The sequence below is a fragment of the Paenibacillus sp. FSL H3-0329 genome (assembly GCF_037963285.1).
Classification (GTDB): Bacteria; Bacillota; Bacilli; order Paenibacillales; family Paenibacillaceae; genus Paenibacillus_AQ; species Paenibacillus_AQ odorifer.
In genome coordinates, this window is record NZ_CP150150.1 from 2197738 (window position 1) to 2214761 (window position 17024).

Genomic DNA, 17024 nt, shown 5'->3' on the forward strand with positions numbered 1-17024 from the left:
GAACAATTCTCCCCTTTTCCGCATACATTAGGAAACCACAGGGCACATCCCTGTACGGAAAGGGGAGTCGCAGCATGTCCTATCAAATGGCAGTAGATCTGTTGGAACGCAGAGGTGTATCACTTTCCTCCATTGCTGAAATCGTATATATTTTACAATCGGTTTATTATCCTGGTTTAACCAAGGATGAATGTCTGTCCAGCGTCAAGTCTGTTTTGGGCAAAAGAGAAGTGCAGTATACTTTAATGACAGGTGTTGCTCTTGATGAATTAGCCGAGAAAAAACTGCTTCCACAGCCGCTGCAGGCGGTAATGGAGGCTGATGAATCCCTCTACGGAGCGGACGAGACTCTGGCGCTTGGTATTACAGGGGTATATGGGATGATCGGACTGACAGGTTTTGGGTATTTGGACAAAATAAAGCTTGGAATCATTGGTGAACTGAACGATGATAAAGGTAGGATTCATGTATTCTTGGATGACCTTGTTGCCGGCATTGCTGCCGCCGCTTCCGCCAGAATTGCTCATCGGCATGAAGGGGCAAAAGTATATCCTTTAGGCACGGACAAGGAATAATTGAGCCCCTTTATTTCGTTTGAACAAGTTCCTCAGTCTTGCTTCCTATGCCCTACTCCTGTTGCGGGAAAAAAGAAAACTGTGTTATCATAATTCCATTATACGGGATACGGCTGGGAATTAAGATTGGGGAGGCCTTGCAGGGCATGTGGACGGTAATATATATCGCGCCGACCGCCAGAGTGGCGGATATGATTAAGAGTAAGCTAACAGAAGAAGGTTTTTTGGTAGAATGCCGTCCAATCAATATGTCCAAGCAGCAGTTTGAGATATTGGTTCCTTCAGGTGAACTGGAGGAAGTACAGGAAGTCCTTAATCTTATTCTGCATCCCTGAGTTTCTTACAAGACAAAAGTCATGACAGCGGCAAGCTGCATAACGCAAATAAACGGCTGAAGAGGTGCGGGTGTGTTCAAAGATTTATTTCAGAAGAAACGGAAGTACGCGACTATTCCTTCAGAACGTCTGGAGCGGAGCGGCGGGCCTGCGGAAGGCGAACGCCCCAAACGTGAAATCCCTGAAGGATTAATGAGCAAATGTAATAAATGCGGAACGATCCAGTATAGTAAGGAATTAGAGAAGAACCTAAAGGTATGTCCTACTTGTGGTCACCACATGCGCCTAAATGCTGTGGAGCGCATTGCGATGACATTAGACCCTGAGGGCTTTATTGAGTTTGACAGTGAAATGTATTCTATCGACCCGCTGAAATTTCCGGGTTACGCTTCCAAAGTGGAGCAACAGCAGCTGAAATCTGGACAAACTGAAGCCGTAATTACGGGTCAGGGTTCCATTGGTGGCCATCCAGTCATCGTAGCTGTGATGAATTTTGAATTTTTCTCAGGCAGTATGGGCTCTGTAGTAGGTGAGAAGATCACCCGTGCGATAGAAGAGGCCACGGAGCAACAGCTTCCACTCCTTATTTTCTCTACTTCAGGTGGAGCGAGAATGCAGGAGAGTATTCTTAGTCTAATGCAAATGGCGAAGACCAGCGCTGCGCTGGCTCGTTTTAACGAGGTTGGAGGTCTTTACATCTCGATAATTACGGATCCTACTACCGGTGGAGTATCTGCGAGTTTTGCCAGCCTTGGTGATATAATTATTGCAGAGCCTGGAGCGGTATTTGGTTTCGCAGGACGTATAGTCATTGAGCAGACCATTCGCCAGAAGCTTCCGGATGATTTCCAGACCGCTGAATTTAATCTTCAGCATGGGTTGCTTGATATGGTCGTGCACCGCAAAGAAATGCGCGCTACATTGACTAAAATTTTGGAGCTGCATGACGTGAAAGGGGGATTTTAGGTTGGCAGGAGAGTTGCCTTTTGAAATGCCTCTGGTAGAAATGCGCAAGAAGATTGCTGAACTGAAACAGTTTGGCGAAGAGAAGGGTATTGATTTTACGGACGAGGTAGCTAGGCTGGAAGAGCGATACCGTGTGCTGGAGGAAGAAATATATTCTAATATCTCTCCTTCGCAAAAAATGCATTTGGCTAGACATCAAGGACGTCCGACTTCCCTTGATCTTATGGGGCAGATCTTCACAGATTTTATTGAGCTCCACGGTGATCGGATGTTTGGGGATGATCTTGCTATTGTAGGCGGCATCGGTAAACTAAATGGGTTGCCGGTTACAGTTATTGGCCAGCAGCGCGGTAAAGACACCAAAGAGAATATTTTACGATTCTTCGGCAGTGCACACCCTGAGGGCTTCCGTAAAGCGCTGCGTCTGATGCAGCAAGCGGACAAGTTCAAACGTCCCATTATTACCTTCGTGGATACGAAAGGTGCATACCCAGGCAACACAGCCGAGGAAAGAGGTCAATCCGAAGCGATTGCCCGTAATTTACGCGAGATGTCTCAGTTTGGTGTCCCTGTAATCTGTGTGGTCATCGGTGAAGGCGGAAGCGGTGGCGCCCTGGCATTGGCGGTTGGAAATAGAGTGCTCATGCTGGAACATGCCATTTATTCGGCGATATCTCCAAACGGAGCGGCCTCTATTCTGTGGAAGGATGCTTCGAAGGCTGATCAAGCGGCAGAAGCCATGAAGATAACGGCTGCTGATCTGCTTGAGATGGAAGTTATAGAAGAGATCGTACCAGAGCCTAAAGGCGGCGCTCATCGGGATTACGAAGCAACGGCAGCGGCGATTAAGGATGCATTATGGCGGCATCTGCAGGAGCTAACCCAGATGAACTCAGTGGAATTGAAGGATGATCGATACCGTAAATTCCGTAAAATTGGTGAGTTTGCAGAGGCTCAGCAGGAACAAATTTTCATTGAAGAAGAAGTGAAGTCAGAAGTGTAAAAGTGCAAAATCATTTGCACTTTAAGACATATAGCTATACTTAGTGGGTCTTTTGGATATAGTGTAAAATATACAATTTATTGGAATTAAAATAATCTCGATCCACTAACGGGATTATTTTAATTTTTTTTATGTTTACAGAAAATTCGACTTAAAGTTACACCCAAAAGTGCCTACAACATTGATTTTGTGTCTGGTTTGCAGTAATATTCATAAGGGCGTACTTAAAGGCACATGTGACAAAGTTCCTATTTTATTAGTTAGCCTTGTAGTAGATTTTGTAGTTGGAAAAAGTGAGACAGAGAGAACGAAAAAACGGAGGAAAACCTAATGCGGAAAAGTAAAATTGTATGTACGATCGGACCTGCGAGTGAATCGTTGGAGAATATCAAAAAATTGATTTTGGCTGGTATGAATGTGGCCCGTCTGAATTTCTCCCACGGCGATTTCGAAGAGCACGGTGCTCGGATCAATACGATCCGTCAAGCATCTAAGGAACTGAACAAAACAGTTGCTATCCTGCTCGATACTAAAGGACCGGAGATTCGCACAGGCAAGCTGGAAGTAGAACCGATTGAACTTGTTCAGGACGAGTACCTGACACTGACTACGGAAGAGATCCTTGGTAATCAAGATCGTATTTCCATCACGTACAGCGAACTTCCTAACGATGTTCAAGTAGGATCCACAATCCTTATTGATGACGGTCTGATTGGTTTGACAGTTGTCGACATTCAAGGTACAGAAATCAAGACCCGTATTGTAAACGGTGGTACGATTAAGAGCAAGAAGGGCGTTAACGTACCAGGAGTAAACATCTCCTTGCCGGGTATTACGGAAAAAGACACCAACGATATTCTTTTTGGTATCGAACAGGACATCGATTTTATCGCCGCTTCCTTCGTTCGCAAAGCTAGCGACGTTCAGGAAATTCGTGAGCTGCTTGAGAAAAACAACGCTTCTCACATCCAAATCATTTCCAAAATCGAAAACCAACAAGGTGTTGACAACCTTGATGAAATTTTAGAAGCTTCTGACGGCCTGATGGTTGCTCGTGGTGACCTTGGTGTTGAAATCCCAGCTGAAGATGTACCTTTGGCTCAAAAATTGATGATTCAAAAATGTAACGTTGCTGGTAAACCAGTTATCACAGCTACACAAATGTTGGATTCCATGCAACGCAACCCACGTCCTACTCGCGCTGAAGCAAGTGACGTAGCAAACGCTATTTTAGATGGAACAGATGCAATCATGCTTTCCGGAGAAACTGCTGCTGGTAAATATCCAGTAGAATCCGTACTTACAATGTCCCGCATTGCTGAGAAAGCGGAATCCGCTCTGAACCACCATGAAATCTTCATGAAACAACAAACTGCACAAGAAACTACAGTTACAGAAGCAATCAGCCAATCCGTTGCAATTTCTGCTTTGGATCTGAACGCTAAGGCTATCATTTCTTCGACTGTAACAGGTCATACTGCACGCGTTGTTTCCAAATACCGTCCTAAAGCACCAATCATTGCCGTTACAACACAAGAAAGAACTATGCGTCAATTGTCCCTCGTTTGGGGCGTAACGCCAGTGTTCGGACAAGTTGCATCTTCCACAGATGAGCTGCTGGAAACAGCAATCAAAGGTGGTAAGGATTCCGGTCTGGTTCAAACTGGTGACCTAGTTGTGATTACTGCAGGAATTCCACTTGGACGTTCTGGTTCCACTAACTTGGTAAAAGTAAGCACAATCGAGTAGTTTTCGACTGGCTTCACCTGTTTAACAGGTTCCATAGAGCTTAATTAAAGGGTTGTCTCAACTGTAGTGTAAATCTACAAGCGAGGCAGCCCTTTTTTCGTGTTTATCAACATATTCGATTGAAGATTATGTTAAATCCATTTATGCTGTTAGTAACAAATCTTGAATGACAGGTTCGAGAATTTTTATTTGGGGTATGTTCGTTTGACAGTAAAAGAATCCCCACGATGGTTTGGACAAGAAGGAACGGCGATAGTAGCGTTATTTTGCACCATGATTCCTCCCATATTTAGGGTAAGCCTCGGACTTTTGCCATTAATTCGACAGCAATAGAAGCAAGTAGGGGAGACGCGCGCCAGCTTTGCGATCGAGCCGTCTACCTCGGGAGCCTCCATAATCCATTCACCAGAGGTTTGTGGTCCGTTGTATCGCTGCAATGTTCGAAAAATCCAATTTCGGCTCAAATTGCGGAGCGTAATCGTCCATTTGTTGCGGCCTACCTTCGTGATGTTAGCTTTTATATGGTCTCCAGGGCTCACTGGAAGGGGAATTACCGTTTCAACATCAGGTAGGATTTCCCACCAAGCGTAATACCGGGCACGACCATTTACGAATTCATGGCCTGTTCCCGTTTGGATCAGGCTGCTGTTCTTGAAACCGTCGATTCCAATCCAAGCAGAGGAATAGGAAGGTTTAGAGGTTGGTTTTACGGAGGGAACGATCCATTCGCCGGCAATGCGGTTAAAGGTCCCCTTTTTTCCAGTGATTGTATACCCGCTCCAGTTTGTTGAAGACCAGCCGAAGCCGGAGCTTTGAAATTTGTTCGCATTAGATTTGTCTTTTAGACATGGATGATTGACCCGAATAGAATTTTGTTTATCATTCAACTTGTCCACCGCCTTTATAGTACTGCTATATTAAATGCGGTGATTACATAGGAAGTACGGGTGTTCTGCTAAAATATAAGAGAGTGCAATGCTTGATTAAGAAGCTGGAGAGGATTTGTAGCTTAAAATGGAAAAATTATCGAAGCTGCGTGGCTTTTATCTGTTTTTAGGATTGGCCGGTGGTTCATTTGGCTCATATCTAACGCTGCTGCTTGTACACAATGGACTTGATAGCGGGCAAATAGGTATACTAATGGCAACAGGCACGCTAATTGCGATCACGATTCAGCCAATATGGGGAATTGTCTCGGATCGGTATAATCAGACACGTTTGGTACTAATCCTAAGTGTGGCGATACCGGCTTTATTAGCGGTCTTTTACCGTTCGGAATATTTTATAGTGTTACTGCTGGTGTATACCCTCTCAACAATCTTTTCCTCAACACAGGCGCCTATAGCCGATTCTTACGCGATTTCAGCGGCGAAGAAGGCTGGGGCTACTTATGGTAGTATAAGGCTTATGATGAGCATTGGAGCGGCTGTGGGAGCCTATTTAGGCGGATTGTATGTATCGTCCTTCTCTGTATCCACGATATGGCTGCCCTTTCTTATGTTTAATCTAATTGCGGTTCTTATTGCATTGACGCTGCCGAAGCAGGCAGAAGAGAATCATATGATGCGGCAATCGTTTTCTCAGGGGGTTAAAAAGCTGCTGGGGAATCGGGTGTTCCTAGCGTTTTTGGGTGGCAGTTTTCTTGTGAACCAGACGATGACTGCTTTTGGAACCTACTTCGTTATCGCGTTTCAGTCGGTTGGAGGTTCAACTCGTTATGCAGGAATTGCGCTTTTTCTCGCATCTGTAACGAACGTGCCCTCCATGCTGTTTGCTTCCAAGGTAATCAAAAAGCTGGGTCGCGAGCGGACGCTGCTCCTTGGTGCACTTATTTATGTCTTGCGGTGGGGCATTCAGGTGGCATTCCCTTATCCATCCGTAATGATTGGAGTGCAGGTACTGCATGGTCTGTCATTCGGGTTCTTTTATATTGCTGCCGTTGAATATGTATCTCAGATCACCTCTAACGAGATGCAGGCGACTGGGCAAAGTGTTTTTAATATAGTGTTCTCGGGTTTTGCCGGTGTTGTTGGCAATTTATTAAATGGATTCTTGCTCAATCAAGGCGGTGTAGAAGTGATGAACCTGTCTTGTATGTTGAGTTCAATCGCAGGAGCGATGCTGCTATTTTATGTCGCCAGAAGCTCCCGAAGCAAACTATCAACGACAAAGCTATCTTCAGACGGGGCCAGGGCATAAAGCTCTCCCTGCTGCCTATGCCGAAAGGAGTATTTATAAATGGAATTACAGCAAGACGGCTTGCGAAGCCGGTGGTATGAATCGACCCTGCGTGTTCGATACCAGGAAAGTGATCAGATGGGCGTTGTGTATCATGCGAATTATTTGAACTGGTTTGAGTCTGGCCGTACGGAGTTGTTACGTCAGCTTGGCTTTACTTATCGTGAGCTTGAGAATCAGGGAGTGCTGCTTCCTGTTACCTCAGCCGATTTGCAATTTAAAAGTCCGGCGCGATATGATGATCTTATCTCCGTGTATGCGCGAATGACTACCTTTTCGGCGTTAAGAGTCGCATTTGAGTATCAGGTGCGGAGGCTCTCGGAAGCAGAAGGTAGGAATTTAGAGGGTTCAGCGGCTACTTTGGGACAATTGCGGTCGATGGACCTCCCCGGGGAACTGCTGGTTACCGGCTCGACAAATCATGTTTGGGTGAATCGAGAATGGAAGCCTGCCAGGCTGGATAGAGCCCTTCCGGAGCTGTTTCACGCGATTAAAGGAGCGCTGCGGGAAGAAAGGGGTTCTGTATGATTAGAAGCAAATGGTTGTGGGCTGCATTATTTATCATTCCTGCCGTGGAATTATTCGGCTTTATCTTTGTAGCAGATCAGCTTGGAGCATTCAAAACGCTGCTGCTTATGTTGACCACCTCGGTTATCGGTTTATTGATGATGCGTTTCGAAGGGAATAAGGTGCTGCAAGACAGCAGAACACATATGCAGGAGGGACGCGTTCCTGGCCGGACGATGCTGGATGGCCTATGCATTTTTTTCGGGGGCTTACTGCTGATCTTACCTGGTTTCGTAACGGATATTGTAGGTTTCTCCTTGGTGTTTCCGTTGACTCGGCCTTTGTATCGTATATTTTTGCTGAAGTGGATTGAGAAAAAGATGAAAAACGGCACCTTCACTTTTTACCGCCGCTAGTTATAATCAAAACAAAAACAGAGCGGATCCCGGTCATTGATAGGGATCCGCTCTGTTTTGCTATTCTAGGAATTGTAGGGTATTGTTTATTATCTTAGTCTTCCGCTGACAATATAGCTGTGTAACGCGTGAAATACACCTGCTCGGTTAAAGGCTACAAGGATAACTAGAATAACGGGACCGATGATCAGCCCAAGCATGCCGAACAGCTGCAAACCTGCAAACATACCGACCAGCATAGCAAGGGGATCAAGCCCAATGCTGCTGGCGAGCACTTTCGGCTCAAGCACTTGGCGGGTTATAAGGATAACGGCATATAGGATAGTAAGTCCGATCCCCAGTGCCAGATTGTCTGTCATGTAAGAGTATAAAGCCCAGGGAATCATTACGATTCCAACCCCTAAATAAGGCAGCAGATCCACAAAACCAATCATTAAGCCAATAGCGAAAGCAGATTTTACACCCAAGAGCAGCAACCCGATCACGACAATGACCGCTGTAATCGAGATGAGGATTAGCTGAGCCCGGAGATAGCCGAAGAGAGCTTTTCGCAGATCCCGCCAGATATCCGATACAGGCTTTAAGAACGGTGCTGGCAGCCAGCTTGTGAGTTTGGCATTATGTCTTTCCCAGCTAGTACTAATAAAAAAGGCAGCGAGAACGACCACGATAAGAATTGTACCCATACTGGGTAGAGCAGAGATCAGCTTTAAGATCACATTAAAAAATCCGGTCACCACTTGCGTAACTGCGTAACCAACTGTTTCCGTTGTTCTGCTGATATTGCTGTCAATGGTGGCGTGATAGTCAGGATTGTCGCGGTAGAACTGATTTATCTGGTTAATGATATTCTGTATGCTTGCATTCTGGCTCAAAGACAGCAGAAGATCTCTCCATTGGTCCGTATGAAGATTAAAGGTCTGCAGCAGCACGATCAATTCTTTCACTAGCCTTGTAATCATCGCGGTCAGTACTAGTGCGGTTCCGCCTATGTAAAATAGCAGCGAGAGCGACACTGCGAGCCACGCTGGGAGCTTAAGACCTTTAAGAATCAACACTAGTGGATGCATGATATAAGCGAGCAACCAAGCGAGCAGGAGGGGGTATAACAGCGGAAGCAATAAATAGATTGCCAGCAGGAGGATAGAGGTAGCCAGAACGACCCACAGGCCGCGCAGCAGTCTTTTTAATGCTAATCGGTCCATACGAAGATCTACACCTCCTTCATTCCTGCTGATGCAGGGGAATAAAAGCTCGTCTTCATATATATTCATAGAACGTATTTAAAGACTAGGAAACGGGATAAATATTGGGCTGAACCGGATGCTATAAACTAAAATCTCAACTGTGAATCAAGGGTTTAGAAGTTTTTTTCTATCTCTGTGATAAAATCATTTGATGCGCTGCAAAGCTTCCACATTGTTCACATAACCGACAAAATCCAGTATGATGAATAAAGATTCGATTACGAAAGTCAGACAACATCCTCGCCGGATATGTCCTTGAACTGCACTTATTAGATTTTTCAATGCTTTAAATTGGAAATGTTTTCATGAAACCGAGAATGCTTTTTATACCTTGTTGGCAAAGGAGAGATATGCTATGACAGCTACCAAAGGCTTGGAAGGTATCGTTGCAACAACTTCATCCATTAGCTCTATTGTGGATGGGGTACTCACTTACCGTGGTTATGATATTGATGATCTCGCAGAAAATGCTACCTTCGAAGAAACCGCTTATTTATTGTGGTTTGGCAGTCTACCAACAACACCAGAGCTGGAAGCGCTCAAACGGGATTTCAGTGCTTTCGCACGGATTCCTGAGCCAGTTATCGAGCAAATGAAGCTCTATCCAAAAGACACCAACACCATGGCAGCATTGCGGACTGCTGTATCAAGCCTTGCTCTCTATGATGAAGCGGCTGACGATATGAGTAGAGAAGCTAACGAGATTAAAGCAGTAAAACTACAGGCACAGCTCCCGACGGTTGTGGCAGCCCTATCGCGTATTCGCAAAGGTCTGGAACCTGTGGCTCCTAAAGAAGGCGTCTCGATTGCCGAGAACTTCCTGTATATGCTATGGGGAAAAGAGCCTGACAGTGTATCTGTTAAAGCGCTTGATACCGCACTTGTGCTTCATGCGGACCATGAGCTGAATGCTTCAACCTTTGCAGGCCGGGTTACGGTTGCAACCTTGTCCGATATTTATTCAGGCGTAACCTCTGCTATCGGTGCACTCAAGGGTCCACTTCACGGTGGGGCGAATGAAGCCGTTATGAAGATGCTTGAAGAGATCGGAAGTTTGGAAGCGGTTGAACCTTATATTCGTAAGAAGCTGGATAACCGTGAGAAGATCATGGGCTTCGGCCATAGAGTATACAAGAATGGTGATCCACGTGCTAAACATCTGATGAAAATGTCACTTGAACTTGGCACAATGAAGAATGATACTACGCTGTATGATATGTCCGTAAATATCGAGGAATTGATTACCGGACAAAAGGGACTTAAACCAAATGTTGATTTCTATTCGGCATCAGTTTATACACAGCTGGGTATTGAACGTGAGCTGTTCACTCCTATCTTTGCAATTAGCCGGACTTCAGGCTGGACTGCGCATATTCTGGAGCAATATACAGATAACCGTATTATCCGGCCACGTGCAGAATACACAGGTATGATTGAACAGAAATACGTTCCAGTAGACGAAAGATAAAAGGGCAGCCTTGCAGGCTGCTCCTAAAGTTTAGTAGAATGAACCCTAGAATATATGCAATAATGCATATTCATACGTAGAGAGTTTTGTTCGAGGCTTGTCCATGAGAAATTAAATCCCACAAAACTTTAGGAGGAATACACTCAAATGTTGAAACTAGAAAAATTCGATCTGCCAACAGAAGGCGAACAAATCACAATTAAAGATGGTAAACTGCAGGTTCCTAATCATCCAATCATTCCTTTTATCGAGGGTGACGGCACAGGCCGTGATATTTGGAAGGCTTCCAAACGCGTACTTGATGCAGCAGTAACTAAAGCTTATGGCGGCACAAAGCAAATCGCTTGGTACGAAGTTTTTGCTGGCGAAAAAGCCTTCAATACATATGGCGAATGGCTGCCAAATGATACATTGGAGGCAATCCGTGAATATTTTGTAGCTATTAAAGGTCCGCTTACGACTCCAATCGGAGGCGGTATTCGTTCATTGAACGTAGCTTTGCGTCAAGAGTTGGATTTGTACGTATGTCTGCGTCCAGTTCGTTATTTCGAAGGGGTTCCTTCTCCTGTTAAACGTCCTGAGCTGGTGGATATGGTTATTTTCCGTGAGAATACGGAGGATATTTATGCAGGGATTGAATATCAAGAAGGTTCTGCTGAAGTGAAGAAAGTCATCGAATTCCTGCAAAAAGAGATGGGAGTTAATAAAATCCGTTTCCCTGAAACTTCTGGTATTGGTATCAAACCAGTATCCTCCGAAGGTTCGAAACGTTTGGTGCGCGCTGCGATTGAATATGCGATCAAACACGGACGCAAGAGCGTAACGCTTGTGCACAAAGGAAACATCATGAAGTTCACTGAAGGTGCCTTCAAAAACTGGGGTTATGAAGTTGCTGAGCAAGAGTTCGGAGATAAGGTCTTCACTTGGAATCAATATGATGTGATTAAAGAACGTGAAGGTGAAGCTGCTGCCAATGCTGCTCAGAAGGATGCTGAAGCTGCAGGCAAAATCATCATCAAGGATGCCATTGCGGATATCGCATTGCAACAAGTTCTGACTCGTCCGACTGATTTTGATGTTATTGCTACCTTGAACCTGAACGGGGACTACCTGTCTGACGCGCTTGCTGCGCAAATCGGCGGTATCGGTATCGCTCCTGGAGCGAACATTAACTATATTTCTGGACATGCGATTTTTGAAGCCACTCATGGCACCGCACCTAAATATGCAGACAAAGATGTTGTGAACCCTGGTTCCGTGATTCTGTCCGGTGTAATGTTGCTGGAGCATCTGGGCTGGCAGGAAGCAGCAGATCTGATTTATAAAGGTATGGAAACAGCTATTAATAACAAGACCGTGACTTATGACTTTGCCCGCCTGATGGAAGGCGCAACTGAACTGAAATGCTCTGCATTTGCCGACGAGATTATTAATCACCTCTAAGAGACTGGCTCAACCAACTGAATATATTGAAGTTTAGCTAATACAAGCTATACCGACACCGTTCTAGGAGGAGAATCCTTGGCAATCAAACGTTATAAAATTACAGTTGTAGGTGCCGGTTTTACTGGTTCTACTACAGCTCTTATGCTTGCTCAAAAGGAGCTTGGTGACGTTGTGCTGCTTGATATCCCACAAATGGAGAACACTACCAAGGGGAAGGCACTAGATATGCTGGAAGCAGGTCCTGTACAGAAATTTGACAGTCAAATTACAGGAACCTCAAGCTATGAAGATGCTGCGGATTCAGATATTGTAATCATCACTGCAGGGATTGCCCGTAAACCTGGAATGAGTCGCGATGATCTCGTGAACACCAATGCAGGTATTGTGAAGTCGGTATGCGAGAACATAAAACGTGTAGCACCAGATTCCATTGTAATCATTCTGAGCAATCCAGTTGACGCTATGACCTATGCGGCATTTAATGCGCTGGGTTTTCCGAAGAGTCGCGTAATTGGACAATCCGGAGTGCTGGATACAGCCCGTTATAACACGTTTATTGCACAAGAGCTGAAGGTATCCGTTGAAGATGTACGTGGTTTCGTATTAGGCGGACATGGCGACGATATGGTACCGCTCGTAAGGTATTCCAGTGTCGGTGGCATCCCAATTGATACATTGATATCTGCGGAGCGTATTGATGAGATTGTGCAACGTACACGTGTGGGTGGCGGAGAGATTGTTAACCTCTTAGGAAATGGTAGTGCTTATTATGCACCAGCGGCTTCTTTAGTTCAGATGGCGGAAGCTATCTTGAAGGACAAAAAACGGATCATTCCGGTTATCGCCTTGCTCGAAGGAGAATATGGCTATGATAACCTGTTCATGGGTGTTCCGGCGTTACTTGGTGCCAATGGTATCGAGAAGATTTTTGAACTGGAGCTTACAGCTGAGGAAAAAGCGGCTTTAGATAAGTCTGCTGAATCCGTGCGTAGCGTAACAGCTGTGCTAACTGTATAGATTGTGACAGAGGTATGAAGAAACCCCCATTTTGTTCACTTAAAATGGGGGTTTCCTTTTCTTCTCAAGCAATAATGGGTATAATTAAATGTAACTATTATCACAGTTAAAATGGAGGAGATATGTTATGGATTGGAACGTTTTGTTTTTCTTACATATGATCGGAACCTTGGCACTTGGCTTCTACCTTGTGCTACCCTTCATCCTAGGACGTGCAGAGAAACTGTCGTCTGGGGCTAAAGAAGGAACGTTAAGTGCAGTAACCGGATTTAATCGTTTTGCGCAGTATGGATTGGTGATCCAACTCCTTACAGGCGGTTACATGATGACCAAAGGTGATTATTCAGTAGCGTGGATGATTATTGTTGTTGTGTTACTGCTAGCGATGTTTGCGCTTGGCGGTATTATGAGCAAGCCTTTGCGTCTTGCAGCAGCTGGAATTCGTGAGAACCGCGACGTTAGCGCAGAGACTGGCAAATTGCGCACACTTAGTGCACTGCTTACGGTGTCATTGCTATTGATGGTATTCTTCATGGTGTTTAACGACATAGTTTAATTTACAGCGAATTATACCCGCCTCCTTAATGGAGAGCGGGTTTTTCGTATGTACCGGTAATTTATCTTCATAAACGTTAATCCCTGATAGGATTAGTATAAGATTTCGGCCGGTAGTTTAAGGGAGAAACACCCGTCCATCGCTTGAATTGTCGGCTGAAGTGGCTCTGGGAAGCAAACCCGAGTTGTTCAGAAATCATCTGTATTTTTAAATCGGTATGAAGCAGTAAATGTTTTGACTTCTTTAATCTTAGGTTAGTTATGTACTGCCTAGGAGATATCTTATACACCTTTGTAAACAACTTATGGCACTGCACCCGACTTAAGCAAAGCTGCTCAGCAATCAAATTAACCGTGAGCTCCGGTAAATGAATATTGGCTGCAATATATTTTTCGATCTGATGAGCAGTTTCCACCTCGTACAAAGAGTTTGCTTGTCTCGCTGTGTTGGAATTCTCTGAATTCGAGAGCTGTACATCAATGAGTTCAGTCAAAATCATCAGGATGATCGCTTGCAGACGAAGCCTTTCTTTTACAAGGATCATTTCTTCAATTTCCTCGGGAAATCCAGTGGATGCCGTCGTGGCAAGAATATTATTCTTAATAAATTCATCCAAATGTTCCAGCTGCTGATTTAATCCTGAACGCTGCATTTGCTGGTTATTCCATTTCTGTACAGCCAGAGACTGAAACCATTCACGAAACTTTAAATCGTCAATATCGAAATGAAAGGAGAGGTAGATATAGTTGCTCAGGCCAGAATTAACTACATAATGACGTAAGCCAGGCGGAATAATTAACCAATCTCCTTTACCAAAGGCAATGGAGCTTCCTTCTACATATTGATGGGAGTTGCCGTCGTAGCAATACAATAGTTCGAAGATTTTGTGATGATGATCAGGGTATGCCCACCCAGGTTCTGCTACACGATAATGAACACCGATCAGCTGCAGTGTACTTATAATGTTCGGAAAGCTGACTTTGTAAGCGATAGGAGTTCTCCTCCTTAGGATCAATAGGGATGTTCTTAATTATATCAAGGATACCTATACATATGACCGTTTTGCAGTGTGAGCCGTTGATCAATTCCAAGTTTTACGTTACAAAAGGTCAAAAAAAAGAATGAAATCATCATTTGAATCACTTTAGAGAAAAGGGATAATGGAGGAACCTAGGGAAGTACTTCGAGAAACGGAAGGAAGTGTAATGAAGTGAGAAAGCTGTGTAGGGATATACTAATCTTATCTTCTTTACTTATGGCTTCATTGACTCTTACTCACGGTATAACAGAGGCAGCCCTTATTAAAGATGGGGTAGAGGGGCAACCTCCAATCCGAATTGCAAACGCATACAAGCTCAATTTTACAAACCAAGTTAAAACAGGGTATCAATCCGTTAGGTATGATCCTAATCGCGGTGCGCAATTGTATGACTCATCATTAGGTTATGGTTTTGTCCAAGAGACCAACGCTTTACCCGCTAGAGAAGTGCATACCGATTCAATTACATCCGATGGAACAGGTTTTTTCATCACAGAATCTTATTTTTTTGCTGAACCTAAATCTGAAAAGGATAATTATAATAACTACGGCATGGCGTTTCGAATGGATGCTTCTCCTGGAACCTACAACGTATATGTAAAAACGACTTCTGACGCAGAGGATGGGATCGTGTCAGTATCAGGGATGCAGACCAGCCGCTTGTTGAAAAGTGGACATTGGGACGCGGCAAAGCTTGTACCCGTCAAGCATACGGCTGTAGCCAAAGGGAAAGAGTGGACTTATACGTATGTAAACGGCCGTGACCATATAGATATTGAGATTGAACCGAACAAAGTGAACACAGCTGTAGGGATTGAGGAGATCATACTGGAACCGATTTTGCCACAGCATAGAGCAGCTGGAGCTCTTCCGAATTTATTTATACTTGGAGATTCCACGGTCAAGTCCTACACCTTCGACGAAGCGCCAATGAGTGGTTGGGGCCAGATTATTGGCAGTATGTTTAATCAACATAAAGTGAGTGTAACTAACTATTCCATGGGAGGACGCTCGTTTAAAAATGCCTATACAGAAGGTCGACTTAACGACATTTTACTGAGTGGCAGCATTGGGGATTATGTGTTTATTCAATTCGGACACAATGATGAGAGTGCAGATGAGTTCAGACGTTACGGCAGAGGTTCGACTGAGGCAATGTATGAAAACTACCTTAAAGAAGTTTATCTCCCTGCGATCCAAGCCCGGGGCATGATACCAGTACTGGTAACGCCAATGTCCAGAATTAAAGGGAATGCAAGTCCGGGATATATCTATGAGAATTCTTTTAAATCAAGAAAGTTTGTAGATATTCTTAAACGGGTTGCAGATGAATCTGGAGTTACACTTATTGACCTTAACTCGGAAAGTCTGAAATATTATAACGAGATCGGAGTAGAAGCGATAACAGCCCTCTTCATGTCAATTGAAGCCGGAGAAACGCCAGGCAAAACAAATGACGGAAGTTACGCTAACGGGCATCCTTCAAAGAAAATCGATGGGACTCATTTTAAAGAAGCGCTCGCCAAACAATTTTCGCGGATGATTGTTACGGAGCTTGTAGAGAAAGGTGCTACTGGCGATTCTACTGCTGCCTCCATTACTGCTTATCTTAAAGGGAACGTTAAGCATGCGGCACTAACAGGCAACTGGGATAAGGTTTTTCCGGAAATAACTAATGATACGACGACCGGGGAAGCTGCTTATTACCGCAATCAAATTGAAAAATTAATCCAGCTGGGAGTAATGGGCAAAGACCGCCAAGGGAATTTTAAGCCAGATACGGAGATGACAGTTGCTGAATTCACACGCAGTATTTCTAAGTTAATGAAAGTGGAAAGATCAGATCTTGCCTATTATCCGAAAGGTAAGCTGTCACGTGAAACGATGGGTGCTATTCTCTATGATGTTTACCAAGTAAAGTTTGCTAATAAACCTAAGTACATGACTGATTATAACGGCACAGCAGTAGTGCCAGGAGATCCTGGTTATGATTTCAATCTGGATCCAGGAGCTAGAGGAGCGATGTACTATCCACTTGTATCCTGGCAGCAGCTGGTTGATACGGCGGACATTTCTCCTTTTTTAATTTCAAAAGTGAAAAGTGCTTATGAATTAGGGCTTATTAGATCTGAAGTGGGGATTGCTAGAGGCCAAATGGTCAATGGGACAGAACTAGAACCTAAAGCCATAGTGACCCGGGAGAAAGCAGCTAAAGCTCTTTATTTTATGTGGGTACTGGAACATGGAGTGAATGCAGAAAATCATGTTTCTTCTTTGAAATAGTTAGGGTGAACAATTCAAGGCACAGCAGCGATGCTGTGCCTTTTTGTATGCAGTGAAGTCCTCTCCACTTACAGCAGTTTACATCCACGGTTGTTTATTTCTACTTGCATTGTGGTAAGTAAGATTCGTAAAGCGATTTAAGAAAATGACAAACCCAGCGTATAAACGTGCATTGTTGT

Annotated in this window: 16 protein-coding genes; 13 read left to right on the forward strand and 3 right to left on the reverse strand. The window is 44.4% G+C overall.

Annotated elements, in window-relative coordinates; genetic code table 11:
- Positions 1 to 74: 74 nt before the first annotated feature.
- The 5 genes from NSQ66_RS09400 (at position 75) to pyk (ending at position 4628) form a co-directional block, all read left to right on the forward strand.
- Positions 75 to 575: a phosphatidylglycerophosphatase A gene (locus tag NSQ66_RS09400; RefSeq protein ID WP_036678892.1), complete on the forward strand. Its 501-nt coding sequence runs from the start codon at positions 75 to 77 to the stop codon at positions 573 to 575.
- A gap of 146 nt (positions 576 to 721) precedes the next feature.
- Positions 722 to 910, forward strand: a complete 189-nt coding sequence (locus tag NSQ66_RS09405; protein ID WP_036678895.1) for a hypothetical protein — start codon at positions 722 to 724, stop codon at positions 908 to 910.
- Between the two features lie 72 nt (positions 911 to 982).
- On the forward strand, positions 983 to 1876 hold the full coding sequence (gene accD / locus NSQ66_RS09410; protein WP_036678897.1) for an acetyl-CoA carboxylase, carboxyltransferase subunit beta: 894 nt from the start codon (positions 983 to 985) through the stop codon (positions 1874 to 1876).
- A 1-nt stretch (position 1877) separates the two neighbouring features.
- On the forward strand, positions 1878 to 2879 hold the full coding sequence (locus NSQ66_RS09415) for an acetyl-CoA carboxylase carboxyltransferase subunit alpha (RefSeq protein WP_036678900.1): 1002 nt from the start codon (positions 1878 to 1880) through the stop codon (positions 2877 to 2879).
- A gap of 330 nt (positions 2880 to 3209) precedes the next feature.
- Positions 3210 to 4628, forward strand: a complete 1419-nt coding sequence (gene pyk / locus NSQ66_RS09420) for a pyruvate kinase (RefSeq protein WP_038569666.1) — start codon at positions 3210 to 3212, stop codon at positions 4626 to 4628.
- 185 nt (positions 4629 to 4813) lie between these two features.
- Here pyk and NSQ66_RS09425 read toward each other — a convergent pair whose 3' ends face one another.
- On the reverse strand, positions 4814 to 5515 hold the full coding sequence (locus NSQ66_RS09425; RefSeq protein WP_244886450.1) for a G1 family glutamic endopeptidase: 702 nt from the start codon (positions 5513 to 5515) through the stop codon (positions 4814 to 4816).
- A 127-nt stretch (positions 5516 to 5642) separates the two neighbouring features.
- On the opposite strand from NSQ66_RS09425, the gene NSQ66_RS09430 reads away from it, so the two are divergent.
- The 3 genes from NSQ66_RS09430 to NSQ66_RS09440 are packed head-to-tail and all read left to right on the forward strand — an operon-like array spanning position 5643 to position 7789.
- Positions 5643 to 6827 (forward strand): MFS transporter, encoded by a 1185-nt coding sequence (locus NSQ66_RS09430; protein WP_339279664.1) that lies wholly within the window; start codon positions 5643 to 5645, stop codon positions 6825 to 6827.
- A 39-nt stretch (positions 6828 to 6866) separates the two neighbouring features.
- Positions 6867 to 7394: a thioesterase family protein gene (locus NSQ66_RS09435; RefSeq protein ID WP_038569667.1), complete on the forward strand. Its 528-nt coding sequence runs from the start codon at positions 6867 to 6869 to the stop codon at positions 7392 to 7394.
- The gene (locus NSQ66_RS09440; protein WP_036678910.1) at positions 7391 to 7789 is read left to right on the forward strand and encodes an FxsA family protein; all 399 of its coding nucleotides are present in this window, start codon (positions 7391 to 7393) and stop codon (positions 7787 to 7789) included. Before NSQ66_RS09435 ends, NSQ66_RS09440 begins: the two co-directional genes overlap by 4 nt.
- 89 nt (positions 7790 to 7878) lie before the next feature.
- Here the strand turns inward: NSQ66_RS09440 and ytvI are convergent, their stop codons facing one another.
- The gene (gene ytvI / locus NSQ66_RS09445; RefSeq protein ID WP_076140876.1) at positions 7879 to 8994 is read right to left on the reverse strand and encodes a sporulation integral membrane protein YtvI; all 1116 of its coding nucleotides are present in this window, start codon (positions 8992 to 8994) and stop codon (positions 7879 to 7881) included.
- Positions 8995 to 9391: 397 nt separating this feature from the next.
- On the opposite strand from ytvI, the gene citZ reads away from it, so the two are divergent.
- The 4 genes from citZ (at position 9392) to NSQ66_RS09465 (ending at position 13523) form a co-directional block, all read left to right on the forward strand.
- Complete coding sequence (gene citZ / locus NSQ66_RS09450; RefSeq protein ID WP_036678915.1) at positions 9392 to 10504, forward strand: citrate synthase; 1113 nt, start codon at positions 9392 to 9394, stop codon at positions 10502 to 10504.
- Positions 10505 to 10651: 147 nt separating this feature from the next.
- Positions 10652 to 11947: an NADP-dependent isocitrate dehydrogenase gene (gene icd / locus NSQ66_RS09455; protein WP_036678918.1), complete on the forward strand. Its 1296-nt coding sequence runs from the start codon at positions 10652 to 10654 to the stop codon at positions 11945 to 11947.
- 78 nt (positions 11948 to 12025) lie between these two features.
- A complete protein-coding gene (mdh, locus tag NSQ66_RS09460; protein ID WP_076140878.1) occupies positions 12026 to 12967 on the forward strand; it encodes a malate dehydrogenase in 942 nt (313 codons plus the stop codon).
- A gap of 127 nt (positions 12968 to 13094) precedes the next feature.
- Positions 13095 to 13523, forward strand: a complete 429-nt coding sequence (locus tag NSQ66_RS09465; protein ID WP_036678923.1) for a hypothetical protein — start codon at positions 13095 to 13097, stop codon at positions 13521 to 13523.
- Positions 13524 to 13599: 76 nt separating this feature from the next.
- Here the strand turns inward: NSQ66_RS09465 and NSQ66_RS09470 are convergent, their stop codons facing one another.
- Positions 13600 to 14538, reverse strand: a complete 939-nt coding sequence (locus NSQ66_RS09470) for an AraC family transcriptional regulator (RefSeq protein WP_076140880.1) — start codon at positions 14536 to 14538, stop codon at positions 13600 to 13602.
- A gap of 240 nt (positions 14539 to 14778) precedes the next feature.
- Between NSQ66_RS09470 and NSQ66_RS09475 the strand changes: the two genes are divergently transcribed.
- Complete coding sequence (locus NSQ66_RS09475) at positions 14779 to 16845, forward strand: GDSL-type esterase/lipase family protein (RefSeq protein WP_249267660.1); 2067 nt, start codon at positions 14779 to 14781, stop codon at positions 16843 to 16845.
- The last annotated feature ends 179 nt before the right edge of the window (positions 16846 to 17024 follow it).